The organism is Brevibacterium picturae (genome assembly GCF_900105045.1).
GTDB classification, from domain to species: Bacteria; Actinomycetota; Actinomycetes; order Actinomycetales; family Brevibacteriaceae; genus Brevibacterium; species Brevibacterium picturae.
Genome location: NZ_LT629739.1, coordinates 4,307,280 through 4,332,736, shown reverse-complemented (window position 1 = coordinate 4,332,736; position 25,457 = coordinate 4,307,280). Strand labels below are relative to the sequence as shown.

Sequence of the window (25,457 nt, the reverse complement as noted above, 5' to 3'; positions counted from 1 at the left end):
GAAAGCAAACGCTGTCTGTTTGGACACAGGTGTGGATGATCACGTCGACATCGACAGCGTGTAGAAAATGGGTCTCTCAGTTCACCTGCTTCGCTGCCTGGATGAGGGTTCGAACTGCCGCGCCGGTGGCTGCCACCGGGGTGTAGCCGAATGCGGACCCGGTGTTGAAGCTGGGTCCGGCGATGTCGATGTGTCCCCAGTTGGCATCCTCGCTGACGAATTCCCGGAGGAATGCGCCGGCCGCGAGCATGCCGCCGTGACGAGGGCCGGAGTTCTTCAGATCCGCTGCGTTCGAATCGAAGCCGGAGAGCATCTCCTCGGGGATGGGCATGGCCCACATCTCCTCGCCGGCCTCCGTCGCCGAGGCGGTGATGAGGCCCCGTGCTGTGTCAGCACCCATGACTCCGGACGTCCGAGTGCCCAGGGCCACGACCTGGGCACCGGTCAGGGTGGCGACGTCGATGAGCAGATCAGGATTCTCCGCATCGGCGTCGGCCAGCGCATCAGCGAGGACCAACCGTCCTTCGGCATCCGTGTTGGTGACTTCGACGGTCTTGCCGCTGCGCATGTGCAGCACATCGCTGGGGCGGGTCGCCGATGAACCCGGCATGTTCTCGGCCAGGGGCAGCCAGGCTGTCGCTCGGACCGGCAGTCCCAGGTCCGCGATCGCGAACAGGGCCTGGACCACGGCCGCGGCCCCGGCCATATCGGACTTCATGTCCTCCATGCTCGCCGCGGGCTTGAGAGAGATTCCGCCGGAGTCGAAGGTGATGCCCTTGCCGACGAAGCTGACATGGCGTTCGGCGCCCTTGGGGGAGTATTCGACCTTGACCAGGCGCGGTCCACGTGTCGACCCCTGACCTACTCCGATGAGGCCACCGTACCCACCGGCCTGGAGTTCCTTCTCCCCGAGCACGTTCACCTTGAGCTTGCGTTCCTTGCCCTGGTCCTTGACTCGCTGCGCGAAGGACTCGGGGTAGAGATCGAGGGGAGGGGTGTTGACGAGGTCGCGGGCACGGTTCGTCGCGGCGGCGACGATCCCACCGTTGGAGTGCGCAGCCGCGTGCGCCTTGCCCCTGGGGCCGAGGATGGTGACCGCACCGGGGACCTTGTCGGCGTCCTGGCTGCGGTAGTCGACGAAGCGGTAGGCGCCCAGTCCGGCCCCGACGGTGACGGCCTCGACCGCCTCGGCGCTGATCGCCGGCAGGCCCACGGCAATCGAGTCGACTCCGTCGAGGGCACGCAGCGCGTTGCCTGCCGCGCGGCGGAGAACCTCGTGCGCCTTCGCTGCGGCATCGGTGCCGGCCGCGGTGGCCTCGAAGGCGCCGAGTCCCACCAAGAGGATGCTCTTGGCAGAGAAGCCCTTGGGAGCGGCGACACGTGCCGTGGATCCGGCTTTGCCGGTGAATTCGATGGAGCGAACAACGTCCTCCACAGCAGTGCGCGCGGATCTCGCGGTGTCGAGGCCGAGGACCTTGTCGTCAGCGACTCCCAAGACCAGGACGGAAGCGGTGGCTTTCACGAGCGGCGTCGAGGAGTAGCTGGTGGGCGTGGATGCACTGGGCATATATTCCCTTTCATCGTCTTTGAACGTTGAATCGATCCTAATGCCAATTCACAGGGGATGGATAAACGGCGACAGTTCTGAGCAGGGATCTGTGTGAATTTCCGATAGAACCGGACCGCGCCGTTCGTCGTCCGGCCCGGAGCCTGACATATTCTGGAGGGTGTGTACTCACTTATCTTCAGACTCTTCTTCGCCCCTATGGACGCCGAGCGGGCACATCATGTGTCGTTCACCGCACTGAGAATCCTCGATGCCATTCCTGGGCTCGGCCGACTGCTCCGCTTGGTCTTTGCTCGCGGCACACGTGATGAGGTGGAAGTCCTGGGGCTGCGATTCCCCAACCGCCTCGGGCTCGCTGCCGGCTTCGACAAGAACGGGGAGGGGGTTCGCGCCCTGTCGGCGATGGGCTTCGGCCACATCGAGGTCGGCACCATCACCGCCCATGCTCAGCCCGGCAACGACAAGCCGCGACTGTTTCGCCTCCGCGACAATATCGCGCTGCTCAATCGGATGGGCTTCAACAACCAGGGAGCCCGGCAGGCCGCCTTCAACATCGACCGGCAGAGGAAATCCCTTGCTTCTCTGCCATCGGCCCAGCGTCCGATCATCGGCATCAACATCGGCAAGACCAAGGTCGTCGACGCCGCCGATGCGGTTGAGGACTATGCGAGTTCGGCCCGCTTCTGTGCGCCTCTGGCCGATTACCTCGTCATCAACGTCAGCTCGCCCAACACCCCGGGTCTGCGTGACCTGCAGTCCGTGTCGAGCCTGGAGCCCATCATCGAGGCCGTGCGCTCTGCCGCCGCCGAGGTGGTTGCGACTCCTCGTTCCACGCTCGGTCATGTGCCACTGCTGGTCAAGATCGCACCCGATCTCAATGACGACGACGTCGTCGAGATCTGCGGTCTCGCCGTGCGTTCGGGTGTTGATGGCCTCATCACCACCAACACCACGATTGATCGGAACGTGCTGAGCGGCAGGGAAGCGGAATTCGCCCGCACCCAGGCCGGAGGCATCTCCGGCCGGCCGTTGGCACCACGGTCGCTGGAGGTTCTGCGGTTGGTCAAAGCCACCGTCGCCGATCGCTTGAGCATCATCTCTGTGGGCGGGATCGCTGACGCCAATGACATCAGCGCCCGGCTTGCGGCGGGCGCTGATCTGGTTCAGTCCTATTCGGAGATGATCTACTCCGGACCGTTCTGGCCCGGGCGGATCATCCGTGGAGTCCGTAACAGGACTCTGCTCACTCGGGGTACTCGCGGCGTTTGACCTGCGGCTTCGGCATGCGCAGCGGCCGCAGTTGGACGCTGCGCATGATCGCGTAGAACGCCAGCCCGCGTTCGACGGTTCCGAACTTGGCCCTCAGCCGTCCCTTGAGGATGTAGTTGACGATGATGCCGTCGAGGATGACCAATGCCAGCAGACCCCAGACTGCGTAGGTGAAGTACTGCTGGATGGCCACTGGCTGAGTGAACGCCACGACCAGAATCAGGATCGCCGCAGGGATGAACAGTTCTCCGATGGAGAAACGGGCATCGATGTAGTTGCGAACGTAACGACGCTGTGGGCCTTTGTCACGGCGCGTGAGGTACTGCTCTTCGCCATTCATCATGCCGATGCGGGCACGATCGCGGTCCTTGCGCGTCTGTTCCTTGGCCTTCTGGTTCGCCACCTTGCGATCCTTCGAAACCAGCGGCCGCTTGCGCACCGATTCCTGCTCGCTGCGCTTGGGCGTTGGCCGTCCCTTCTTCTGTTCCGCCTCACGCTGCGAGGCAGCTTCGGGGCGTGAACCGTCATCGTTCACCGGTCGATTGTCGGAGGATTGCGCATCCTCATGAGATTTTTTGCTTCCGAACACCTAATCAATACTACCTTTGGAGAATGAGCGAATCGACTTCCGCACTTGACAGTGCACAACTGCATACCGAACTCGACACCATTTTCGACGAGGTCATCGAGCACCTGAGCGATCTCGTGGCGATTCCTTCGGTTGCCTGGCCGAGCTTCGATCCCGCGAACGTTCGCGCCAGCGCCGAGGCTGTTGCCGGCCTCGCCCGCAGCCTCGGTCTCGACGTGGAGATTCTAAGCGCAGCCCAGGAAGACGGCACCGCTGGGTACCCGGCCGTCGTCGCCTCGGTGCCGGCCCCCGCTGGCGCCCCGACCGTGCTGCTCTACGCACACCACGACGTCCAACCTCCGGGCAGGACCGAAACGTGGGACACCGAACCCTTCACCGCCACCAGAACGGGGGACCGGCTCTTCGGTCGTGGAGCCGCCGACGACAAGGCGGGCATCATGGTTCACTTCACCGCACTGCGTCTCCTGGCAGACCGGCTCGACGTGGGCGTGACTCTCTTCATCGAGGGCGAGGAAGAGGCAGGCAGCCCCAGCTTCCGCAATTTCTTAGAAACCTATCGGGACAGGCTCGCCGCCGATGTCATCGTCGTCGCCGACTCCGGCAATTGGGCGGCCGGTACGCCTGCATTGACAACGAGTCTGCGCGGCATGTGCGCCATCGAATTCGACATCTCCACTCTCGACCATGCCGTGCATTCGGGACTGTACGGCGGCATCGTTCCCGACGCGATGCTGGCAATGACACGGGTCCTGGGCAGCCTCCACGATGAGAACGGTTCCGTTGCCGTCTGCGGTCTCAAGTCACAGACTGCCAGCGAGATCGACTACGAAGAGCCCACAATCCGCGCCGACTCGGGTGTTCTCGATTCGACCTCGCTCATCGGCTCCGGATCACTGGCATCACGACTGTGGACACAGCCGTCGATCACCGTCATCGGACTCGACACCCCCGACGTCGACGTCTCCTCGAACACCCTCCAGTCGAGCCTGAAGGCAAAACTGTCGATTCGGCTGGCACCGGGAGACTCACCCGACAACGCCGTCGAAGCCGTCGAGCGGCACCTGCGCGAGAATCTTCCCTTCGGCGCCACCCTGACCATCGGAGACACAGAGGGCGGCAGTCCTTGGCAGGCCGATATGAGCGACCCCGTGGTGCACACCGCGCGACGCGCGCTCACCGAGGCCTGGGGGCAGGAGTCCGTGACCATGGGCATCGGCGGCTCGATTCCCTTCATCGCCGATCTGCTCGAAGTCTTCCCGCAGGCCTCCATTCTGGTCACCGGAGTCGAGGATCCGGATGCCCGGGCACACAGCGCAAATGAGTCGCTCTACCTGCCGGATTTCAAGGCAGCGATCGTCGCGGAGGCGCTTCTTCTGCAAGGACTGGCCGCCGGCTGAGGGCGAATCGGGAATAGGATCACCGTCAATGACGTTGTCGGCGGTGTAGCCTGGAGGCAGGCAGGATCGAAATAAGGAGTAACCATGACTGTGATGAACGAAGCGATGGCCACGCATGAGGTCGAACTGTCGAGCACGGCAGCCGAGAAGGTGCGCAGCCTCCTGCAGCAGGAAGGTCGCGATGACCTGCGTCTGCGCGTGGCCGTACAGCCCGGCGGCTGCTCTGGTCTGATCTATCAGCTCTATTTCGACGAGCGTCAGCTCGACGGTGATGCTGTGCGCGACTTCGACGGCGTCGAGGTCATCGTCGACCGGATGAGCGTGCCCTACCTCGGCGGCTCGACCATCGATTTTGCAGACACCATCGAGAAGCAGGGCTTCACGATCGACAACCCGAACGCCGGCGGTTCCTGCGCCTGCGGCGACTCGTTCCACTGATGTCAGCCTGCTGAAACAGACCTGAAAGTCACTGAGATGGACCTGGAGGATCTGCGCGCCGTGTCATATACGGCAACGCAGACCCAGGTCCTCTCTTCATATCGGGCCGGGCTGTTCCCGATGGGCGTCGGCAGCGGCGGTACCGGGCGAATGGGCTGGTGGGCTCCGCGACGACGCGGCGTTCTCCTGCCCGGAGACCTCAAGATCAGCAAGAGTCTGCGCAAATCGATGCGCCACTTCGAGTGCAGCGTCAACACCGATTTCGAGCACGTCATCCGTGCCTGTGCGGACCCCAACAGACCGGGCAGCTGGATCACAGAAGACATCATCGGCCTCTACCAGGGGCTTCACGCAGACGGATGGGCGCATTCGGTCGAGGTCAGATCGGACGGGGTCCTCGTCGGAGGACTCTACGGCGTCGCCATGGGGTCCTTCTTCGCCGGAGAATCGATGTTTCACAAGCAGCGCGATGCCTCCAAGGCTGCACTCGTTCACCTCGTGTCCCTCTTCGACGCCACTGCGCGCCACCACCTGGCCGAACCGAACTCGGAAACCACCACCGCGACGCTTCCCACCTCGATCGATGTGAAAGACGACAGCCCTGAATGGCTCATCGACACGCAGTGGCAGACACCACATCTGGCGAGCCTCGGCGTGTCGGAGATCAGCGGTCTTGACTACTCCACTCGGCTAGATTCCGCTCTCCGCGGGGATCGTTGTCAGGTTATTCTCAACAAATGATCATTCGCATGTGAATTTCTACCGCTTGTAGCGGTACTCTGGTAACTGACATAGTAAGAATTCGTCGTTCGGGCACCCGCACGACGAATACGGTTGTGAAAGGCTGCACGTGGATTCTCCGAATCAGGCAGGACCGGGAAGGTCCTGGGCGAAGCGGCTCGGCACTCTGGGCGCCGTCGCTGTACTGGCGTTGCTGTCCGGCTGTACGAAAGAGCAGATCTCCACAGGTTTCTTCCCCGCCGAATCACAGGGCGCCACCAATCACACTGAGGCATACACCTCGCTGTGGAACGGTGCGTGGATAGCTCTGCTGATCGTGGGGCTGATCGTGTGGGGGCTCATTCTGTGGTCGATGATCGCCTACCGCCGCCGCAAGAACGATCGCGGACTGCCTGTGCAGCTGCGCTACAGTATGCCGATCGAAATCCTGTTCACGGTCACTCCAGTCATCTTGGTCCTCGGATTCTTCTTCCAGAGCGTCCAGGTCATGGAGAAGACGACCGACGACACCACTCCGGGTGAACAGGTCATCGAAGTCGCTGCCAAGCAATGGGCATGGGACTTCAACTACGTCAATCAAGACGTGTACTTCGCGGGAACGCAGGTTCACCTCGATGGATCCGAGAAGCCGGGGGAGACGGCGCCGACCCTCTACCTCCCGGTCGACACCGACCTCGAGATCAAACTTCATTCACGCGATGTCATCCACTCGTTCTGGGTCCCCGCATTCCTCGAGAAGCGCGACATGATCCCTGGTCACGACCAGAGTCTGCATCTGCGCGCCGAGAAAGAAGGCGAGTACGTGGGCAAGTGCGCCGAGCTGTGTGGTGAGTACCACTCGGAGATGCTCTTCAACGTGAAGGTCGTCTCCAAGGCCGAGTTCGAGGACTACACTCAGTCCCTCGCCGACAAGGGCAACACCGGCCAGCTCGGTCCTGAGTACGATCGCAACTGGTACCCGAAAGAAGGTGCTGAAAAATGACCGCAACGATGAATCAGCCGGCCTTTGATGCCCCCGCTGTTCCTCGGAGCAAGGGAAAGGTCATCGTCGACTGGATCACGTCGACCGACCATAAGACGATCGGGTACATGTACCTCATCTCGTCGTTCACGTTCTTCTGCATCGGCGGCGTCATGGCGCTCATCATCCGGCTCGAGCTCTTCGACCCGGGTATGCAGATCATTGAGACCAAGGAGCAGTACAACCAGCTGTTCACCATGCACGGCACGCTGATGCTGCTGATGTTCGCGACTCCGCTGTTCGCCGGCTTCGCCAACGTCATCATGCCGCTGCAGATCGGCGCTCCGGACGTCGCGTTCCCCCGTCTGAATGCCTTCGCCTTCTGGATGTTCCTCTTCGGATCGCTGATCGCGCTCTCAGGCTTCCTCACTCCTCAGGGTGCTGCTTCGTTCGGTTGGACCGCGTACGCGCCGCTGAGCAATACGACGTTCACACCGGGTGCCGGCGGAAACCTCTGGGTTCTCGGCTTGGCACTGCAAGGCATCGGAACCATCCTCGGCTCGGTCAACTTCATCACCACCGTGATCACGATGCGTGCTCCTGGTATGACGATGTTCCGTATGCCCATCTTCAGCTGGAACATCCTCATCACTGGCATCCTGGTCCTGATGGCCTTCCAGCCTCTCGCCGCCGCTCTGCTTGTCTTGGGAGCTGACCGCATATTGGGATCCCATGTCTTCAGCCCCGGCAATGGGGGACCGATCCTCTGGCAGCACTTGTTCTGGTTCTTCGGCCACCCGGAGGTCTACGTCATCGCCCTGCCGTTCTTCGGCATCGTCACCGAGATCTTCCCGGTCTTCAGCCGCAAGCCTGTTTTCGGCTACAAGGAACTGGTCTTCGCGACGATTTCGATCGCAGCCCTGTCCGTGACCGTGTGGGCTCACCACATGTATGTCACCGGCGTCGTGGCACTGCCGTTCTTCGCGTTTATGACGATGCTCATCGCCATTCCGACGGGAGTGAAGTTCTTCAACTGGATTGGCACGATGTGGCGAGGGTCGATCACCTTCGAGACCCCGATGATCTGGTCCATCGGATTCCTCGTCACATTCCTCTTCGGCGGTCTCACCGGTGTCATCCTGGCCAGCCCTGCTCTCGATATGCAGGTCTCTGACTCCTACTTCGTCGTCGCTCACTTCCACTACGTGGTCTTCGGCACTGTCGTGTTCGCGATGTTCGCCGGATTCTACTTCTGGTGGCCCAAGTGGACCGGCAGGATGCTCAATGAGAAGCTGGGACACATTCACTTCTGGATGCTGTTCGTCGGCTTCCACGGCACCTTCCTCGTCCAGCACTGGCTGGGAGTCGACGGAATGCCCCGTCGTTATGCCGACTACCTCCCGCAAGACGGCTTCACCTGGATGAACCAGGTGTCGACTGTCGGCGCAATGCTCCTCGGCCTGTCCATGGTTCCCTTCTTCTGGAACGTGTGGATCACCGCTCGCAATGCGCCGAAGGTGACAGTAGATGACCCTTGGGGTTACGGCGGATCACTGGAGTGGGCGACTTCCTGCCCGCCTCCTCGCCACAACTTCACCTCACTGCCGCGCATCCGTTCCGAGCGCCCGGCATTCGATGTGAACCACCCGGAACTGCTCGAGTACGCCGGGCACGGGACCGCAGAGCCGCAACTCACAGGAGGTAACGTCAAGTGAAATCCTCGATCTATGTCTTCGTGATCTGTGGCCTCTTCTTCGCAGCCGTTGGAGTCTTCTACGGTTTCTACACCGACTTCTCTGAGATGGTCGGATTCCCGGCACTGCTCCTCGTCGGTGCGATGGCCTTGATGATCGGCGTCTACCTGTGGCTGACAGACCGTCGCGTCGGTCGCCAGCCCCAGGACAATGAGCATGCGGAGATCTCCGATGCCGATGCGGACTACGGCTTCTTCAGCCCTTGGAGCTGGTGGCCGATCGCGTGTGCCGGTGCAGCGGCTGTGGCGTTCTACGGAATTGCCATGGGTTGGTGGATCTTCCCCTTCGGAGCTGTGCTCGGCTTGGTCGCTCTCGTCGGTCTGGCCTACGAACACGATCGTGGTGACCACGCCCACTGATGAGCTGAATAGCGAACACGTGTAAAAGCTGACGTTGATGGCCCGGACTCATTTGAGTCCGGGCCATCAACGTCTTCGAACGAGGAAGCGACCCAGAACGTTGGCGTTCGACACGGCATGTCCACCAGCCGCGATCGCGTCTGCCGCATGTGTCCGTGCGTGATCGTGTCCGCTGCTCCCACCGGAATGTACATCTCCCTGGCCCATATGGCCCTTGGCTCGCGCCATCGAGTGGGTGTTGTGTAGCGACTTTTCTGACACTCTTCATATCGAGTTGTCGGACACTCTTCGTCACGACTTATCGGGCTGTCGACGGTGCGGCATCAGCCCGACTGCCGGTCGGAATTCCGCCTGGCACCAACTGAATATTAGCTCGTTTGGGGACCACCAGTCGTGTGTTCGGGTGCCAGCGCGTTGATCTCTCAATAGTTGCCCTGGGGACCAGCCATGGTGTGCTTGGGGACCACCGGGCTTAGGCTCCTTCCACGGTGTGTATTGGGCACACGGTAGAAGGAGACCATTCATGATACGGAAAATCAGGGCCAAGTTGGTGTTGCAGTTACGTGCAGAAGGCCTGTCCGCACGGGCGATCGCGGCATCACAGGCGATGTCTCGGAAATCGGTCACCGCGGTGCTGGAGGCCGCGGATGCGGCCGGGCTCGGTTGGGACGACGTCAAAGACCGCGCCGACAGTGAAGTGTACGAGTTGGTGTTCCCGGGCCGGGGCGAGCACCAGAGCGTGTTCACTCAACCCGACTGGGAGTCAGTCCACATGGAGTTGGCCCGGGTCGGGGTGACGCTGAAGCTGCTCCACGGCGAATACGCCGACACCTGTTTCGCAACGGGCGCCCCAGCGATGGGCTATGACCGATTCTGTCGGACCTACCAACGCCATGTCCTTGTCACCGGAGCCGCGTCGAGAGTCGGGCACAAAGCAGCCCAGACAGTCGAGGTGGACTGGTCGGGACCGACGATGTTGTTGCATGATCTGGCTACCGGGAAGGCGAGGACCGTCTATTTGTTCGTGGGATGTCTGCCCTTTAGCCGGTATGCCTTCGTTGAGCCTGCTGTGGATATGAAGCAAGACACCTGGCTGCGAGCCCATGTAGCGATGTTCGAAGCCTTGGGCGGTTCGGTCCCGAGGTTGGTGCCGGTTAATTTGAAGCCCGGGGTGATCAAGCACCCCCGCGAGGGCGAAGTCGTGCTCAACGATGCCTATCGAGAGATGGCTGGCCACTACAGTGCGGCGGTGCTGCCGGGCAGGATCAGAGCACCGAAAGACAAGGCCAGCGTGGACAACACTGTGTCTCATGTCGCGACCTGGGTCATTGCCGGGCTCCGGCATCGCCGGTTCGCCACGCTGCCGGAGTTGAGGACCGCGATCATTGAACGAGTGGCAGCCTATAACGCTGAAGAGTTCCAGAAGCGGCCAGGGTCGAGGGCCAGCGTCTTCGCCGCTGAAGAACAGTCGCTGCTGACGCCCTTGCCGCAGGTGGCCTATGAGATCAGCAGGTGGGTCTATGGTCGGCGGGTCGCTCGCAACGGGCACGTGGTGTGGGAACGCAACCATTACTCAGTCCCGTTCGCGCACATCGGGACGAAAGTCGATCTGCGCATCACTGACCGGGTGTTGCAGACCTATCGGGGTACCGAGCGGCTGTCGAGTCATCTGCTGCTTCCCGAGGGCACGGCCAACGCGTATCGGAGCAATGAATCGCTCCGGGGATAATAGAGGCAGGGAGATTGGAAGAAGGAGATTCTCTCGTGCCAGTGAAATACACCGACGAGCTCAAGGCTCGTGCCGTCGAACTCGTCATCCATGCTCAAGCTGACCCCGAGACAGCGAACGGGGCAATCACCCGCGTCGCGAACGAGCTCGGGCTCAGCAAGGAAACCCTGCGAGTCTGGGTGCGCAAGCACAAGGACTCCGGGAAGGCTACGCCGACGGAGTCTGTCGACCTAGAGGCTGAGAACCGCCGGCTACGTGCCGAGCTGACTGAAGCCAGACGGGCGAACGAGATCCTGAAGAAGGCCTCGGCTTTCTTCGCGGCGGAGCTCGACCGCCCATCAAAGTAATCGTTGCCTTCATCGACGAGAACAAACACGAGTTTGGAGTCGAGCCAATCGTGCGCGCCCTGAAAGGGACTGCTGCACGGATTGCTGTGAGCTCGTATTACGCGTACAAGTTGCGTGAACCCTCAGCCCGGGCCCTGCGGGACCGGGAACTGTTGGTCGTCATCAAAGACGTCTATGAGGCGAACTACTCGTGTTACGGGGTGCGCAAGATGTGGAAGGCGGTCACCCGTGAGTACGGTGACCGGTTCGGCAACATCGCCCGGTGCACCATCGAGCGGTTGATGCGCCAGCTGGGCATTGATGGGATCCGTCGGAGGCGGAAGCGTCCGAAGACGGCCTCGGCCAGGGCCGAGGAATGCCCGGACGATCTCGTTGAACGCGAGTTCGAAGCGGACGGGCCGAACTGTCTCTGGGTCGCTGACATTACATATGTTCCGACGCGGTCTGGGTGGGTGTATACGACGTTCATTCTGGATGTATTCCATCGTGAGATCGTGGGTTGGCAGGTGACGAACCATATGCGCGAGTCCTTGGCCAGGGATGCGTTGACGATGGCTTTGGCTGCGAAGTTCCGTGCTGGCGAAGATGTATCGGGGCTTGTCCACCACTCGGATCGTGGCGTTCAATTCCGATCGATTCGCTATGGCGAGACCCTTGCCGAATCGGAGGTCGTGGCTTCGGTGGGGTCCCGTGGGGACTCGTATGACAATGCCATGGCTGAGGCACTGAATTCGGTCTATAAGGCTGAATTGATTGATCGTCGTGAGTGGTCAGGGTTGATTGAGGTCATGGCCGAGACGTCGAAGTGGGTGTCTTGGTACAACCAGGACCGGCTGCATTCAGCCATTGCTTATCGGCCGCCGGTCGAAGTTCATTCTGAATGGATCAACCAGAGTGATACCGAGTCGGTGGCTGCTTAGATAACCAGGAAAATAGCCCTCTATGAAACCCGGGGCTTGACACAACGATGCCGATCTGCCCACCGGTGACAGATACCAGCCGTGGGATGCTGCGCGGGTGAGGGAATGGGCGGGCAGGATCGGCCCGTCGGCGCTGGTGGTCATCAACCGGATCTTCGAGTCCGTGCCCGTGGACGAGCAGGGACTCGATGCCGGCCTGGCTGTGCTGCGGCTGGCGCGGCGATATTCTGCCGAGCGGGTCGAGGCGGCTTGCCGGATCGGACTGGCAGGCCCCGTGCGATCGCCCCGGTATGCCCACCTGAAACCAATCCTGGCCACCGGGCAAGACAAGGCCGCCGAGCTGAGACCGCCGCGAGAACAGGGTGTGGAGCATGGCGGGTATGTGCGTGGTGCCTCTTATTAAGCAGGAGGGGCCAAATGAGCGGGACCGATACGGAGACCAAGCGGAAACTGCGTGAGATAGGCGCTACCGCCTTGTTGGAGGCCCTGGAGAGTCAAGGCGAGGACCTCGTGCTGGGGATGGGCTTCGATGACCGGTTACGACTCGTCGTTGATGAGGCTCACTCGTCGTTTAATCATGCAAAGGTCGAGGGACTGATCCGTCGGGCGGGGTTACGCTATCCCGGTGCGGACCTACGCCGCTTAGACTGGGTCGAGGAACGTGGTTTGGACCGCAACGTCCTGGCCCAGCTGGCCACTTGCTCGTTCATCGAGCGTCAGCAGAACGTGGTGTTCCAAGGCTTCACCGGTTCTGGGAAGTCGTATCTGGGATGCGCATTGGCTAAGCAGGCCTGTCAGCACCGGATCCGGGCTCATTACATTCGCATGCCCGATCTTGAAGAAGCGTGGGCGTTGGCGAAAGACAAGCCGCAGGCGAGCACGAAATTCCTCCGCAAATACGCATCGTTTACTCTCCTGGTCATCGATGAGTGGTTACTCGATCATCCTGACGAGTCGATGCGCAGCATGTTGCTGGAGATACTCGAGCGCCGCTATGACAGTGTTTCGGCGGTGTTCTGTACCCAGTGCGCGAAGAAGGACTGGCACCAACGACTGGGTTCCGGTGTCCATGCCGATGCGATCATGGATCGCATCGTGCATAACACCATTTGGGTCGATACGGGTACTCATAATATGCGTGAACAGGCGGTACTGAATCAATAGCACGATCGTCGGTGGGGACCGATGGTCCCCACCGACACCACTCCTGGCCCCCGAAGGCAATATCGCTGGTCCCGAACGGCAATATCGATTGGCCCCCAAGCCTTCAAATACTCACCAACCGCGCCACTGCATGTGCGAGTCGCTTGCGCGTACCGTGGCTGTTCTCTTGGCGGTGCCGCCGCGCCGGTCAGCCTATGAGTCTATAGGCTGATGGGTCCATCAGGCGGGCACTGTGGGCCGGCGGGAGCCTGTGGTCTGGAGTCGGATGCGGCCGCGGTCGTGGCGGCTCGCTGTGAAGCGCTGCTCGCAGTGCACGGCCATGGCCGTGCGAACGGGAACATCGGCCTGAGTCGCGCGCGTCTAACCAGAGGGCCGTCTGCGTGCTCGTCAGCACCTCCTCATCCAACGGAAAAATAGGTGGCGGGGCATCGGTGACTGCCGAAGTCTCTGCCGTGACCCGGCAACATGACAACCTTTCCGGGGGACAGGCGGGGTTCGACCGGTTGCCTCTCCGCCTGTACGGTCCAGTGTCTTGGAACTGCAGGAGAGATCCCACTGCACATTTGTCTGGGTTGAGCGGCTGTCCACTGATAGCCAGCCATACTGACCATCATGGGCGCGAAGTCTGTCAACCGCTGGGCAGTTGCCGGGGCCGCTGACAGTCTGATCCCACGATTGTGCCTTTCGCGACTGGTGGTCGTGCGCAATGCTGTGACCATTGCGTCCTCTCGAGGCAATCGCCTCGGGAAGTTCTGACGCATTCACTGGCAACTCCGTACGGCCCACATTGGGAAAACGAGGATCGATAGTACCCGCGACATAGCTGAGGGGCCCAGCAAAAATGCTGGACCCCTCAATCAGTTGTCCGACCTGTCACGACGAGCAGATCTGAGACCTGTCTCGATCAGTGACCGATCTCCTTGTGATCACCTGACTCGACCGAGTCGTGATCGTGGTGCGATGCTTCGAGCTCCTGCTTCGTCACCGGTGCGACGCGGTCTTCGAAGAAGAACTTCGACAGCCTCGCACGGAACTTCTCAAGTCCGGTGATCTTGCCATCGGCATTCGGTTCCGCCGGTGTGTACGACGGCGACTCGAATGCGGTCAGCTTCCACAGTTTGTGCGGTGGCAGTGCCTCGTGACGCTCGAGGAACTCACCGTGGGGGAGTCGGATGATATTCGCCGTCTCCCGACCATGCAGTGCGATCTCACGATCCTTGCGCTGCAGAGCGATGCACATGCGCTTCGTGATCATGTAACCGAGGATCGGTCCGACGAAGAACAGGATGCGATAGATGTAGATCATGTCGTTGAGGGACATCTGGAAGAACACGGCGATGATGTCGCCCGAGGCAGCGGCCCACATGTTGCAGTAGAAGACGACGCCTGCGACACCGATGGCGGTGCGGGTGGGATTGTTGCGTGGACGATCAAGGATGTGGTGTTCACGTTTGTCCTTGAGCAGCCACGACTCGAAGAACGGATAGATGAACATCGCACCGAAGACACCGCCCATGACAATGACCGCGCTGTTGATATTCAGTGAGATCGGCCAACCGGCGATGTAGAACTCGAGCCAACCTGGAACGATGCGCAGGAACCCGTCTGCCCAGCCGATGTACCAGTCAGGCTGTGTACCCGCCGAGACCGGCGATGGGTCGTACGGTCCGTAGTTCCAGATCGGGTTGATCGTGAACAGGGCAGAAATCAGGGAGATGAGACCGAAGATGAGGAAGAAGAATCCTCCGCCTTTGGCCGCGAACGTCGGCAGGACAGGTTCGCCGACGACGTTCTTCTCAGTGTTGCCGGAGCCTGGGTACTGCGTGTGCTTGTGCACGACGACGAACACCAGGTGGATGCCGATCAGAGCGATCAGCAACGCTGGAACGATCATGATGTGCAGCGAGTAGAGCCGGGCGACGATGTCGGTGCCGGGGAACTCGCCGCCGAAGATGAAGAACGAGAGATACGTTCCGACCAAGGGCAGTGATTTGACGATACCGTCGATGATTCGCAGACCGTTGCCCGAGAGCAGATCATCGGGCAGCGAATAGCCGGTGAAACCGGCCGCCATACCCATGATGACCAGAAGCACACCGACGATCCAGTTGAGCTCGCGGGGACGACGGAACGCGCCGGTGAAGAACACACGCAGCATGTGGATGCTCAGCGCAGCTACGAAGAGCAGCGCACCCCAGTGGTGCATCTGACGGATGAACAGACCGCCGCGAATCTCGAACGAGATCGCCAGAGTCGAGTTGTACGCCTCCGAGATCTCGACACCGCGCAGCGGCGCCCAGGGACCTTCATAATGCATCTCGCCCATTGCAGGCGTGAAGAAGAAGGTGAGGAACGTTCCGGAGAGGATGACGATGATGAAGCTGTAGAGAGCAACCTCGCCGAGCATGAACGACCAGTGAGAAGGAAAGATCTTCCGTCCGAATTCGCGCACCAGGACCGAAGCCCCGACACGTGTTTCGGCGAAGTTCGCAGCCTGCCCGACGGTGGTTGTGGGTTGTGTAGTACTCATGGGTGATTGATCTCCCAGAACGTAGGTCCGACGGGCTCAGGGAAGTCCGACTGTGCGACCAGGAAGCCGTCGCTGTCGACCGAGATGGGCAGCTGCGGGAGTGGACGCTTGGCCGGGCCGAAGATGACCTTGCAGTGTTCGGTCACATCGAACGTCGACTGGTGGCACGGGCAGAGCAGGTGGTGCGTCTGGTGCTCGTACAGTGCGACGGGGCAACCGACGTGGGTGCAGATCTTCGAGTACGCGACGATGCCGTCGTGCGACCAGTCTTTGCGATCCGGGTCCTCTTTGAGTTCTTTGGGATCGATGCGCATGAGGAGAACGGCAGCCTTGGCCTTCTCATTCAGTGGGTGTTCGGCATTCTCTTCATCGCCGATGCCGGACGGAAGCACGTGATAGGCCGAACCGATGGTGACATCTTCTGCCTTGATGGGGCGTTCGGATTCCATGGATGGAATACCGCCCGGATCCTGAATCAGGCGCACGCCTTCGCCCCAGAGGGTAGTGAACATCTTGTCACCGGGCAGCGGGCCCAGATCACGGAAGACGAGGACGGCAGGCAGGGGAGCGATGGCCAGTGCCGCGATCAGTGTGTTGCGCAGGAGCGGACGGCGGGCGATTCCCGATTCCTCCTTGGCCTGATGCAGGATCTCGAGCGCAACAGCCTGATCCTCTTCGCTGCCGCCGATGTCGTGACGTTCATCGATACCCTCGTGATCGCTCATGAGGTTCTTCGCCCACAGCACGGCACCGGCGCCGATGGAGAACATCGCCACAGCGGCACCGAGGCCAACAGAGGTGTTGTGGATCCGGATGCTCTGCATCGTCTCGCCTGGAGTGAACAGGAAGTAGGAGACGATGAACCAGATGGTTCCGACCATCGACAGGATGAACCACGCCGCTACTTGGCGTTCGGCTACCTTCGCGGCCTTCGGATCACGGTCAGCGATCCGCGGCTTGTGTTCCGGCAGCCCCGGGTTCGTGAACCCATTCAACTCCTCGAGCTGGCTACCGCCGCCGAAGTGGTCTTTCGAGGTCATTGAATTCCCCGTCTTTTCTCGTGGTGGTTACTGAACGACATTGGCTGACTCACTTCGACCTTGATGACAGCCACACTGTCAGTCCGATGACTGCGCTGAGTCCGAAGAACCAGATGAAGAGTCCTTCGGCCACAGGTCCCAGCGATCCGAGCTTGAATCCACCGGGTGAGGGCGTCTCCGTCACTTCGTTGACATAGGCGATGACGTCGCGCTTGTCATCGGGAGTCAGGTTCGCGTCGTTGAAGATCGGCATGTTCTGTGGGCCGGTCTGCATTGCTTCATAGATGTGCTTGTCGGAGACATCTTCCAGGTTCGGAGCGTATTTGCCTCGTGTCAGAGCGCCGCCGGCGCCGACCACGTTGTGGCACATCGCGCAGTTGGCGCGGAAGAGACTGCCGCCTGCAGCAGGATCGCCCTTGGACCCGTCGAGGTTCTCTTCCTCCGGAATCGCAGGGCCAGGGCCCAGCGATGCGACGTAGGCGGCGAGCTGCGCCGTCTGCTCGTCATTGAACTGCGGCTCTTTGGCCCGCGCCTGCGGCCCATTGGCCTGCAGGGGCATGCGTCCGGTTCCGACCTGGAAATCGACTGCTGCTGCACCGACGCCGATGAGCCCTGGTCCGGCTTTCGAACCCTCGCCACTGAGGCCGTGGCATGTTGCGCAGTTCGCAACGAAGAGTTTTTGGCCTTCTTCGATGTCCGAGGAGCTGGCAGTCTCTGCCTTTGCGCTCGATGTCTGGGTGAAGAGTGCGTAGGCTCCGCCAGTCAGCAGCAAGCCCACCAAGAGCAGCACAACCAGTGCCATTGGATGCCTGCGGCGATCTGCTAAAAACTTCACGTGATCGTCCTTTGCTTTAAATGTTGTGAGTCCGAATGGCCGAGCATCTCGAGCCGTCTATTGGAGGAGGTAGATGACTCCGAAGAGACCGACCCAGACGACGTCGACAAAGTGCCAATAGTAGGACACGCAAATCGCGAATGTGGCCTCGTGGTGACCGAACTTCTTGGCTCCGTATGCTCGTCCGATCACAAGCAGGAAGCAGATGAGCCCGATAGTCACGTGAATGCCGTGGAACCCTGTTGTCAAGTAGAAGACGGAGCCATAGCCATCCGTATTGATGGCGAGGCCCTCGCTGACCAGGGTGGCGTACTCCATCACCTGGCCGGCGACGAAGACCGCGCCCAGCAGGAATGTGAGGTAGAACCACTCGACCATTCCCCATTTGGCGATGTTGAACAGAGAACCTGTCCGGCGCGGCCGGAACCTCTCTGCTGCGAAGACGCCCAGCTGGCAGGTGAATGAAGACGACACCAGAATGAGCGTATTGCCCAGCGCATAGGGAATGTCCAGAAGCTCGGTCTGGGTCTCCCATAATCCGGGCACGACGGATCGAATGGTGAAGTACATGGCGAAGAGCGCGGCAAAGAACATCAGGTCGCTCGCGAGGAACACGATGAAGCCCACCGTGGTCACATTCGGACGATTGACAACCGGATGTGCTGGCGCTGTTTGAGATGCAGTGGCAGTTGACACACCCCCATTATTACTCGTCTCGGGGTGAGTTTTCATCTTTTACCCAGGTTTCGATGAATATTTTTCTACACGATGTAGCGAAAACCTTGAATTGGTGCCGGAATCTCGCATTCGGATCACCGCGCCCCCGCGTGTCGAAGACAGGATAGGATGCCGCTGGTAAGTTCCATCTCGTGCTCAGAGGTGGTGAAAGTCCTTGAAGGAGAGTTCATTCGGATGACGGAGACACCGCGTACGACCAGCCCGGAAACACAGGAACCCGGGCTCCGAACCACACCTCAGGGCGCCACCTACACCTGGCCGGATCTGCTGATGTCACTCATGCATCAACAAGATCTCGACGAGTCTGCCGCCGCCTGGGCAATGGACCAGATCATGTCTGGTCAGACGCCCGATGTGACAATGGCCGCATTTCTTGCGGCACACCACACGAAGGGCGAGACTGTCGCCGAGATCGCCGGCCTGGTCTCCGCCATGATGGATCACGCCGTGCAGCTGCCGGGTCTCGAGGATTCCGTCGATATCGTCGGCACCGGCGGTGATCGGGCGAAGACGGCCAACATCTCTTCCACAGCGGCGATGATCATCTCCGCAAGCGGCCAGCGCGTCGTCAAACACGGCAACCGGGCGACGTCGTCGGCCTCCGGTTCCGCCGATGTCCTCGAAGCTCTCGGCGTTCGCTTCGACATCACACCGGAGCAGACCGGGATCATCGCGAAGGAAGTCGGTCTGGCATTCTGCTTCGCCAATGTCTTTCATCCGTCGATGCAGTTCGTGGCGGCAGTGCGTCGGCAGATCAGTGTTCCGACTGCGTTCAATATCCTCGGCCCGCTGACGAACCCGGCTCGCGCCCGCCATACTGCGATCGGAGTCGCCGACGCTCAGATGGCGCCCCTGGTTGTCGGCACATTGGCCAAAAGGGGACACCAGGCACTTGTGTTCCGGTCGCGGGACGGTCTGGATGAGTTGAGCAACACCGACGTCAACGACGTGTGGGAGATTCGCCACGGCGAGGTTGAGCATATGACTTTCGATGCCATGGACCTGGGCTTCGAACGTGTCACGAAGAACGAGCTGCGCGGTGGCGGCCCTGAGGACAACGCTGAGATCACCCGGTCGGTGCTCAACGGAGAGAAGGCCGCGGTGCGCGACATCGTGCTCATCAATACCGCCGCAGCCCTCGTCGCGGCCGATGAGTCCGCGGTGGGGAGCCTGACCGAGCGGATGGCGGCGAAGCTGACGGTCGCGGAAGAGACGGTCGATGCCGGTCTCGGTGCGCAGAAGCTCGATCAGCTGATTGCGGTCTCACACAGGGTCGCCGAGACGAACCGGGCCTGACTCCTGCGCGTGGTAATTGGCCCCGGTGCAGGGAAGCGACCACGCTCCCTGCACCGAGGTCAGTGTTGCCGACTGCAGCCATTGGGCGAGCAGCCGCGTCTCTTCCGCCAAGGAGTCGGTGGCTGCCGGCAGCTTCCCCGGTGCAGGCACCCATTCCGCGGTCGCCCGGATGGCGGCGAAGCCTCCTTCGATGCTCTGCGTGCCGCGGGCGTGGGAGGCAGCAGCCAGTTTTCCGTGTCGGATGACACCGAGATCGAGTCCGCCCTCAGGCCCTGGCGCGTACGCAAGGATCTCAGGGATGTCCCGAAGTGCGCGGACCGATTCAGCCCGCGCGGCGGTCGACAGTGCCGAGCGCATCGCGTCCCGCACCTCGGCGGCCGTCTCGTATCTGGCTTCCTCGGCCAATCTCGACATTCGCTGTGTGCACAGTCGGCGCAGCGACGAGAAGTCGCCGGCCATGACTGCAAACAGCTCCGCGATCTCGGCCAGGTATCTGTGCCTGTCGGTCACCCCGGCGCAGGGGCCTCCGCACTGGCCCACCTGAGAACTCACACACGGTCGATGCGAGTCGAGGTTCGCCGCTGTGATCTTCGCCGTGCACCGTTTGACCGGGTAGAGGGTGTCGAGAAGCTCCTTCACCGCTTGGGCTGACTTGCGTGACCGGAACGGACCCAGGGGAGTGGCGGGTGACTTCTCCAATGCCGTGTTCGACCGGACGACCGACAGTCGTGGAAATGTTTCATCGCTGAGAACGATCCAGGAATTGCGTTCGGGGTTCTTCGAACGTCGGTTATAGGGCGGGGCGAGCTCTCCGATCAGGCGAATCTCCCTGACTTCGGCCTCCAGCGCATGCGCACACGGCAGACAGCTGACTTCCTGCGCCGCCGTGATCATCTCAGCCATCCGGCCGCGGTTCTCCGAGGCGTTGAAATACCCCCGGACACGGCGCGCCATGTTGCCTGATTTGCCGATATAGAGGACTCGTCGAGTTCCGTCGAGGAACATGTAGACGCCTGGTTCGGCTGGGACGCCCTTGGCCAGATGAGACTTGGCCTGACGTTTCGCCCAGCCGGCCTGGCGCACCGTAGCCAGCTCTTCTAGGGTCGTGATGCCGTATCCGCCGAATCGTTCCAGGACCCGATGCAGCACCTCACCAGTCGCCTGAGCATCAGAGAGTGCCCGGTGGTCTGGGGAGACCTCGGTTCCGAAATGAGCGGAGAGAGTCGACAGTTTATGGTTGCGGACCTCATCCCGGCCCACCACTCGTCGGGACAGAGTGACGGTGTCGAGGACGGTCGGCTGGGGCCAGTGGTAGTCCAGCTTCTCACAGGCTGAGCGGAGGAACCCGATGTCGAAGGGAGCATTGTGTGCAACCAGGACTGCACCGACCGAGAACTCCAGAAAACTCGGCAGGACCGAACGGATCGAGGGAGCATCGTCGACCATGGCATGTGTGATCCCGGTGAGCTGCGCCACGAAGGGACTGATCACCGACTCCTCGGGTTTGACCAGGGACTGGAACTCCCCGAGGACCTCACCGCCGCGCGTCTTGATCGCACCGATCTCCGTGATCTCCGACTTTCCGGCATGGGTGCCAGTTGTTTCGAGGTCGACGATGACGAATGTGACCTCGTGAAGGGGCGTGCCGAGGTTGTCGAACGACAGCTGCGAGGAATCGATTGCCGTGGCAGATCGGTCGAATGGAGCGGACATGTGGCCCAGTCTGTCACCCGCCCGTGACATGGGTCCGTCTGTCGACTGCGGGATCACACCGAGGCGCCGTTGTCTCCGTCGGACGAAGGACTCGTGGGGAGATGGAAGAAGAGTCCGACGGCTCCGCCGAGACCGACAGCGATGCCGACCAACAGGTACCAATCGGGCAGAGGTCGAAAGAAGATGACCCCGATGAGCAAGAGCAGGACTGCGCCGAACGTCGCGATCACTGAGAGCATCAGAGTCGGCGACGCGGTGCGCCAGCCGATCGGTTCAGCGGGACTGGGTTCCCACCCCTCCTCCTCTTCGAGTCTGTCCCTGATCTCATCGACAGGCATATCGCCCATCATGGCGCTGGGTTCGGCAATCTGATTGACGAGATCTTCCCAGTGACTATCACTGATGCGCGAGGAATCGCCGAGCCGCTCGGACTCGGGAACCTGGTTGCGCCAGTCCTCGTTCTTCTCGTCGTCCATGTCCTCTATCAGCAATCTTCTCGGCGTCTCTATTCCCGACCACCGGGGTTTCCAGCACGTGCGCGACCGGCGGATGTCATTTTCTCAAGGATCGCCTCGGCGATGGTGTCCGCGTCATTGTCCAAGGTGGCCACGTGCCGCGACCGACGCAAGGATATGATCTGCGGTCGACGGGACAGACGCGAACGCAGGGTCCGGAGGGTCCGCGGACCGACAACGCTGTCACGGCCCGAGACGAAGAGTGAGACCGGGCACTCGATCCGCCACAGATCGTCGCGAAGTGTCTTCTGCGCCGAAGCGAACGAGGCGATTGCGGCGACAGGTGTGCGCTCGTAGGCATACTCACAGCGGTCCGGATGCGCGATGTCTCCGGCGATCGCCGGCACCGAGGCGACGACGTGCTTGAGGACGGGCAGAACCGGGGTCAGCGGGGAATCGATGTAGAGGGCCGGGTTGATGAGGACGAGTTCGTCGGGTGGCTCCTCGCCGGTGCCCAGCGCCAACGCGAGTGCGCCACCCATCGACAAGCCGGCCACCATTACACGGGAGTGGGTCCGGGAGAGCGCCTCGAGTTCTGTCGTCGCGGCATCCAGCCAATCAGCCCAGGTCGTGGCATTCAGATCCTGCCAGCGCGTTCCGTGGCCGGGAAGCAGCGGTACGCTGACGCTGATTCCCTCACGATGTATGGCCCGGGCGATGGGGAACCACGCGGCAGGCGAACCGGTGATCCCGTGGAGAAACAGCACAGCAGACGCAGAGGCCGGAACGATCTGACGGTAAGGTGCAGTCGGCACCGATTGTGGTGAGTAGTCGATCTCCATAGCTTCAGCATGGCATGAATGTGCGGTGATGGTGTCGATATATGATGTCCGAGGACGACAAAGAGTCGTGACAGGGAAGGGTGCTCGTGTTCTACTGGTTTCTCAAGCGAGTCGTGGCCGGACCCATTCTGCGGATTCTCTTCCGTCCCTGGGTGCGCGGGCTGGACAATCTCCCGTCCGATGGTCCTGCGATCATCGCGGGAAACCACAATCACTTCATGGACTCGATCTTCGTTCCCCTGCTCGCTCCCCGCCCGGTCGTCTATCTGGCGAAGAAGGACTATTTCACCGGACGTGGCCTCAAAGGCGCCATCACCCGCTGGTTCTTCAAACTCAACAACCAGCTGCCGATGGACAGAGCCGGCGGATCCGGTTCTCAGGCCTCGCTGGAATCCGGGCTCAAGGTTCTGAGAGAGGGCAACTCTCTGGGCATCTACCCGGAGGGCACACGTTCACCGGACGGCAAGCTCTACCGCGGCCGCACCGGTGTCGCACGCCTGGTCCTCGAGTCCGGTGCCCCGGTGATTCCCGTCGCGATCATCGGCACCGACAAGATTCAACCCCCTGGACGCCTGATCCCGAAGTTTCGACGCGTTGGGATCGTCTTCGGATCCTCCATGGACTTCTCGAAGTACGAGGGGCTTCCGCATGATCGCTTCCTGATGCGTTCCGTCACCGACGAAATCATGTACGAGATCATGCGGCTCTCCGGCCAGGAATATGTCGACAAGTACGCGTCGACGGTCAAAACCAAGCTCCTCACCAGTTCCAAACCGAAGAAGGCAGAGGACAAGAAAAATGAGGACGAGAAGCCGCAGAGACCCGCCGAGGCCGAGGACGACCAATCGCAGTCCGGGTCCGACTGAACCGGGTCCGCCTGAGACCGCGAACCGTTCATGTAACGATGAATCAGCTGTTCGAATACTGCGATAACGGCGACACGCGCAAATTGTTACCTTGAGGTGTTTGTCCTGGAAGGCACGGAAGAATAGCTTGGAGATGTTGAATCCCACTGTAGGTTCGCTGAGAAGAGAGCTAGAATGGAACCGTTCTCTGCCCTTCAAAGCGATCTTCGCTTCCCCCAGGGACTATAAGGAGGAGTCGGTGTGAACCGCTCAAGTCATGAAAGCGTCGAACCGACGCCGATACCGCCAGCCGCTCAAGGACTGTTGTTCGACGATGATCTGCCTGTCCTCGATGAAGAGGCTGGATACCGTGGCCCGACCGTGTGCAAAGTCATCGGCATCAGTTACCGTCGACTCGACTACTGGGCCCGCACCGACCTGGTGACCCCATCGATCCGCAATGCAACCGGATCCGGCAGCCAGCGACTCTACAGTTTCCGGGACATTCTTGTACTCAAGATCGTCAAGCGACTCCTCGACACCGGCGTCGGTCTGCAGTCGATCCGCACCGCGGTCGATCACCTGCGTTCACGCGGCGTGCAGGATCTCTCACAGATCACTCTCATGTCCGACGGCGCCAGCGTCTTCGAGTGCACTTCTCCTGACGAGGTCGTCGACCTGCTGCAGGGCGGACAGGGAGTCTTCGGCATTGCCGTGGGCCGCGTCTGGAACGAAGTCGAAGGTAGCCTGTCCGAATTGCCGAGCGAACGTCTTCCTGAAGATGATTCGGCCATCGTCGAGATGGACGAGCTCGCGCAGCGAAGGGCGCAGAAGCTCGGCTGAACAACCTACGCCCGGATACCGGGTTGCCCTGCCCAGGGGCACCATGGGGGATTGATGAGTGTGGCCCGTCCGAAAGGACGGGCCACACTCAATTTCATCAGAGGCTGTATTTCGTCACAGGCAATCACGCATCACACCATGATCTGTCGCGACAGCGCGGCGTCACGGCATGCACCTTGGACGCGGCTCGAGGCTTATTGATCCTGAGGCTTGCGCGGGCGGATATTCTCCGAGCGCAGGGCTCGTTCCAGCAGAGTGTCGAACGACGTGGCCACTTCTTCTGCCGGTTTGCCGGGCCAGGTGTGGATCGGGCGGGCAGAGCCCTGGGCCTGCTGCATCACCGCACGTTCGGCCAGCGGCGGATTGAGCACCAAGGGTCCGAACATCTCTCGCATCTCAGTGATCCGATAGTCATGTTCGTTCGAACCCGAACGCACCCGATTGACCACGAGACCCAGTGGCTGGATGTCGGAGGTTCCTCGTTGGCGCAGCTCATCTGCCGCCCGAAGCGCACGATCTGCGGCTGCGACGGAGAAGAGGCTGGGTTCGGTCACCACTGCGACGCGATTGCTGGCAGTCCACGCGGTGCGTGTGAGCCCGTTGAGACTCGGTGGGCAGTCGATGAGAACGAGCCGATAGCCCTGAGCGACCCGACTCAGCGCGTCTTCAAGGCGCCGAAGGTATCGCTCCGACAGTGAGGGGCGGTCGAATTCCGCAGCTCTGGGGGAACCGGAGATCACGTCAAGTTGTCCGAGCTTGTCGCCCACCCACCCGGAGGGGATGATCGCCTCGGACAGGATTTTCTGGGATTTCGGGGCAGCGAGCACGTCGGCGATGTCGACACGCGTCGAGGTCGGGACATCGAGGCCGGTAGAGGAGTCCGCTTGCGGATCCATGTCGACGACCAAGGTCGGAATTCCCCGGTTGTATGCGGCCGAGGCAAGACCGAGTGTCACGGACGTCTTACCGACTCCGCCTTTGAGGCTGCTGATACTTAGGACAAGCACCCTCCTACGTTAACGTATCGGGCCGGGCTGAGCAGTCACGACCACGCCGGGCGTGGCAGTCGAGCGAAAATGGGACCC

Annotated in this window: 24 protein-coding genes, 1 pseudogene and 1 other annotated feature; of the genes and pseudogenes, 15 read left to right on the top strand and 10 right to left on the bottom strand. The window is 61.2% G+C overall.

The window, feature by feature from the left end; all coding sequences use genetic code 11:
* Positions 1–76: 76 nt before the first annotated feature.
* Positions 77–1,567 (bottom strand): leucyl aminopeptidase, encoded by a 1,491-nt coding sequence (locus tag BLT92_RS19750; protein ID WP_092108419.1) that lies wholly within the window; start codon positions 1,565–1,567, stop codon positions 77–79.
* A 162-nt stretch (positions 1,568–1,729) separates the two neighbouring features.
* Between BLT92_RS19750 and BLT92_RS19745 the strand changes: the two genes are divergently transcribed.
* On the top strand, positions 1,730–2,836 hold the full coding sequence (locus BLT92_RS19745; RefSeq protein ID WP_092108417.1) for a quinone-dependent dihydroorotate dehydrogenase: 1,107 nt from the start codon (positions 1,730–1,732) through the stop codon (positions 2,834–2,836).
* Here BLT92_RS19745 and BLT92_RS19740 read toward each other — a convergent pair.
* Positions 2,811–3,371 carry a DUF3043 domain-containing protein gene (locus BLT92_RS19740; RefSeq protein ID WP_231938931.1) on the bottom strand — a complete coding sequence of 187 codons (561 nt, stop codon included), beginning with the start codon at positions 3,369–3,371 and terminating at the stop codon, positions 2,811–2,813. The genes BLT92_RS19745 and BLT92_RS19740 overlap by 26 nt on opposite strands.
* 77 nt (positions 3,372–3,448) lie before the next feature.
* On the opposite strand from BLT92_RS19740, the gene BLT92_RS19735 reads away from it, so the two are divergent.
* The 11 genes and pseudogenes from BLT92_RS19735 (at position 3,449) to BLT92_RS19685 (ending at position 13,235) form a co-directional block, all read left to right on the top strand.
* The gene (locus BLT92_RS19735; protein ID WP_092108413.1) at positions 3,449–4,822 is read left to right on the top strand and encodes a dipeptidase; all 1,374 of its coding nucleotides are present in this window, start codon (positions 3,449–3,451) and stop codon (positions 4,820–4,822) included.
* A gap of 84 nt (positions 4,823–4,906) precedes the next feature.
* Positions 4,907–5,260 carry a HesB/IscA family protein gene (locus BLT92_RS19730; RefSeq protein ID WP_092108411.1) on the top strand — a complete coding sequence of 118 codons (354 nt, stop codon included), beginning with the start codon at positions 4,907–4,909 and terminating at the stop codon, positions 5,258–5,260.
* Positions 5,261–5,296: 36 nt separating this feature from the next.
* A complete protein-coding gene (locus BLT92_RS19725; protein WP_092108410.1) occupies positions 5,297–6,001 on the top strand; it encodes a leucyl/phenylalanyl-tRNA--protein transferase in 705 nt (234 codons plus the stop codon).
* 109 nt (positions 6,002–6,110) lie between these two features.
* Positions 6,111–6,983 (top strand): aa3-type cytochrome oxidase subunit II, encoded by an 873-nt coding sequence (ctaC, locus tag BLT92_RS19720; RefSeq protein WP_092108408.1) that lies wholly within the window; start codon positions 6,111–6,113, stop codon positions 6,981–6,983.
* A complete protein-coding gene (ctaD, locus tag BLT92_RS19715; RefSeq protein WP_092108406.1) occupies positions 6,980–8,677 on the top strand; it encodes an aa3-type cytochrome oxidase subunit I in 1,698 nt (565 codons plus the stop codon). The genes ctaC and ctaD overlap by 4 nt, the downstream gene beginning before the upstream one ends.
* Entirely contained in the window at positions 8,674–9,075 is a 402-nt protein-coding gene (locus BLT92_RS19710) for a cytochrome c oxidase subunit 4 (protein ID WP_092108404.1), read from the top strand. Before ctaD ends, BLT92_RS19710 begins: the two co-directional genes overlap by 4 nt.
* Positions 9,076–9,598: 523 nt before the next feature.
* Positions 9,599–10,792, top strand: a pseudogene (gene istA, locus BLT92_RS19705) (IS21 family transposase); the annotation flags it as partial.
* A 47-nt stretch (positions 10,793–10,839) separates the two neighbouring features.
* Entirely contained in the window at positions 10,840–11,151 is a 312-nt protein-coding gene (locus tag BLT92_RS19700; RefSeq protein ID WP_125240281.1) for a transposase, read from the top strand.
* Positions 11,112–11,228 (top strand) — a sequence feature (AL1L pseudoknot). Its footprint overlaps the gene before it by 40 nt.
* Positions 11,142–12,071, top strand: coding sequence for an IS3 family transposase (locus BLT92_RS19695; protein ID WP_157691519.1), 930 nt, complete (start codon positions 11,142–11,144; stop codon positions 12,069–12,071). It overlaps the preceding feature by 87 nt. The genes BLT92_RS19700 and BLT92_RS19695 overlap by 10 nt, the downstream gene beginning before the upstream one ends.
* Positions 12,072–12,168: 97 nt before the next feature.
* Positions 12,169–12,474: a hypothetical protein gene (locus BLT92_RS19690; protein WP_231938930.1), complete on the top strand. Its 306-nt coding sequence runs from the start codon at positions 12,169–12,171 to the stop codon at positions 12,472–12,474.
* A gap of 14 nt (positions 12,475–12,488) precedes the next feature.
* Positions 12,489–13,235: an ATP-binding protein gene (locus BLT92_RS19685; RefSeq protein ID WP_092108398.1), complete on the top strand. Its 747-nt coding sequence runs from the start codon at positions 12,489–12,491 to the stop codon at positions 13,233–13,235.
* Between the two features lie 904 nt (positions 13,236–14,139).
* Here BLT92_RS19685 and qcrB read toward each other — a convergent pair.
* The 4 genes from qcrB to ctaE are packed head-to-tail and all read right to left on the bottom strand — an operon-like array spanning position 14,140 to position 18,372.
* Positions 14,140–15,765, bottom strand: coding sequence for a cytochrome bc1 complex cytochrome b subunit (gene qcrB, locus BLT92_RS19680; protein ID WP_092108396.1), 1,626 nt, complete (start codon positions 15,763–15,765; stop codon positions 14,140–14,142).
* On the bottom strand, positions 15,762–16,805 hold the full coding sequence (gene qcrA / locus BLT92_RS19675) for a cytochrome bc1 complex Rieske iron-sulfur subunit (RefSeq protein WP_092108394.1): 1,044 nt from the start codon (positions 16,803–16,805) through the stop codon (positions 15,762–15,764). The genes qcrB and qcrA overlap by 4 nt, the downstream gene beginning before the upstream one ends.
* Before the next feature lie 49 nt (positions 16,806–16,854).
* Positions 16,855–17,640, bottom strand: coding sequence for a cytochrome bc1 complex diheme cytochrome c subunit (gene qcrC, locus BLT92_RS19670; protein ID WP_092108392.1), 786 nt, complete (start codon positions 17,638–17,640; stop codon positions 16,855–16,857).
* 57 nt (positions 17,641–17,697) lie between these two features.
* Positions 17,698–18,372, bottom strand: a complete 675-nt coding sequence (gene ctaE, locus BLT92_RS19665) for an aa3-type cytochrome oxidase subunit III (RefSeq protein WP_456236397.1) — start codon at positions 18,370–18,372, stop codon at positions 17,698–17,700.
* Positions 18,373–18,552: 180 nt separating this feature from the next.
* On the opposite strand from ctaE, the gene trpD reads away from it, so the two are divergent.
* Entirely contained in the window at positions 18,553–19,674 is a 1,122-nt protein-coding gene (trpD, locus tag BLT92_RS19660; RefSeq protein WP_092108388.1) for an anthranilate phosphoribosyltransferase, read from the top strand.
* Here trpD and BLT92_RS19655 read toward each other — a convergent pair.
* From BLT92_RS19655 to BLT92_RS19645, 3 genes are read right to left on the bottom strand one after another with little or no spacing between them, the layout of a single operon-like run.
* Complete coding sequence (locus tag BLT92_RS19655) at positions 19,642–21,387, bottom strand: DEDD exonuclease domain-containing protein (protein WP_092109670.1); 1,746 nt, start codon at positions 21,385–21,387, stop codon at positions 19,642–19,644. The two genes, trpD and BLT92_RS19655, sit on opposite strands and share 33 nt — an antisense overlap.
* Positions 21,388–21,440: 53 nt before the next feature.
* Positions 21,441–21,863 carry a hypothetical protein gene (locus BLT92_RS19650; RefSeq protein ID WP_092108386.1) on the bottom strand — a complete coding sequence of 141 codons (423 nt, stop codon included), beginning with the start codon at positions 21,861–21,863 and terminating at the stop codon, positions 21,441–21,443.
* A 29-nt stretch (positions 21,864–21,892) separates the two neighbouring features.
* Entirely contained in the window at positions 21,893–22,684 is a 792-nt protein-coding gene (locus BLT92_RS19645) for an alpha/beta hydrolase (protein WP_092108384.1), read from the bottom strand.
* Between the two features lie 86 nt (positions 22,685–22,770).
* Here BLT92_RS19645 and BLT92_RS19640 point away from each other — a divergent pair, with 86 nt between their 5' ends.
* Together BLT92_RS19640 and BLT92_RS19635 are read left to right on the top strand one after the other, a co-directional pair.
* Complete coding sequence (locus BLT92_RS19640) at positions 22,771–23,550, top strand: lysophospholipid acyltransferase family protein (protein WP_092109667.1); 780 nt, start codon at positions 22,771–22,773, stop codon at positions 23,548–23,550.
* Between the two features lie 240 nt (positions 23,551–23,790).
* The gene (locus BLT92_RS19635) at positions 23,791–24,372 is read left to right on the top strand and encodes a MerR family transcriptional regulator (RefSeq protein WP_092108382.1); all 582 of its coding nucleotides are present in this window, start codon (positions 23,791–23,793) and stop codon (positions 24,370–24,372) included.
* Positions 24,373–24,566: 194 nt separating this feature from the next.
* On the opposite strand, the gene BLT92_RS19630 is transcribed toward BLT92_RS19635, so the two are convergent.
* Positions 24,567–25,379, bottom strand: coding sequence for a ParA family protein (locus BLT92_RS19630; RefSeq protein WP_092108380.1), 813 nt, complete (start codon positions 25,377–25,379; stop codon positions 24,567–24,569).
* Between the last annotated feature and the right edge of the window lie 78 nt (positions 25,380–25,457).

Coding starts and splice junctions, on each gene's coding strand:
- BLT92_RS19655 (WP_092109670.1), bottom strand. CDS start 21,387: ATGTCCGCTCCATTCGACCGATCTGCCACGGCAATCGATTCCTCGCAG.
- BLT92_RS19650 (WP_092108386.1), bottom strand. CDS start 21,863: ATGGACGACGAGAAGAACGAGGACTGGCGCAACCAGGTTCCCGAGTCC.
- BLT92_RS19735 (WP_092108413.1), top strand. CDS start 3,449: ATGAGCGAATCGACTTCCGCACTTGACAGTGCACAACTGCATACCGAA.
- qcrB (WP_092108396.1), bottom strand. CDS start 15,765: ATGAGTACTACACAACCCACAACCACCGTCGGGCAGGCTGCGAACTTC.
- BLT92_RS19645 (WP_092108384.1), bottom strand. CDS start 22,684: ATGGAGATCGACTACTCACCACAATCGGTGCCGACTGCACCTTACCGT.
- BLT92_RS19750 (WP_092108419.1), bottom strand. CDS start 1,567: ATGCCCAGTGCATCCACGCCCACCAGCTACTCCTCGACGCCGCTCGTG.
- BLT92_RS19685 (WP_092108398.1), top strand. CDS start 12,489: ATGAGCGGGACCGATACGGAGACCAAGCGGAAACTGCGTGAGATAGGC.
- ctaE (WP_456236397.1), bottom strand. CDS start 18,372: ATGAAAACTCACCCCGAGACGAGTAATAATGGGGGTGTGTCAACTGCC.
- ctaD (WP_092108406.1), top strand. CDS start 6,980: ATGACCGCAACGATGAATCAGCCGGCCTTTGATGCCCCCGCTGTTCCT.
- qcrA (WP_092108394.1), bottom strand. CDS start 16,805: ATGACCTCGAAAGACCACTTCGGCGGCGGTAGCCAGCTCGAGGAGTTG.
- BLT92_RS19730 (WP_092108411.1), top strand. CDS start 4,907: ATGACTGTGATGAACGAAGCGATGGCCACGCATGAGGTCGAACTGTCG.
- BLT92_RS19725 (WP_092108410.1), top strand. CDS start 5,297: ATGGACCTGGAGGATCTGCGCGCCGTGTCATATACGGCAACGCAGACC.
- trpD (WP_092108388.1), top strand. CDS start 18,553: ATGACGGAGACACCGCGTACGACCAGCCCGGAAACACAGGAACCCGGG.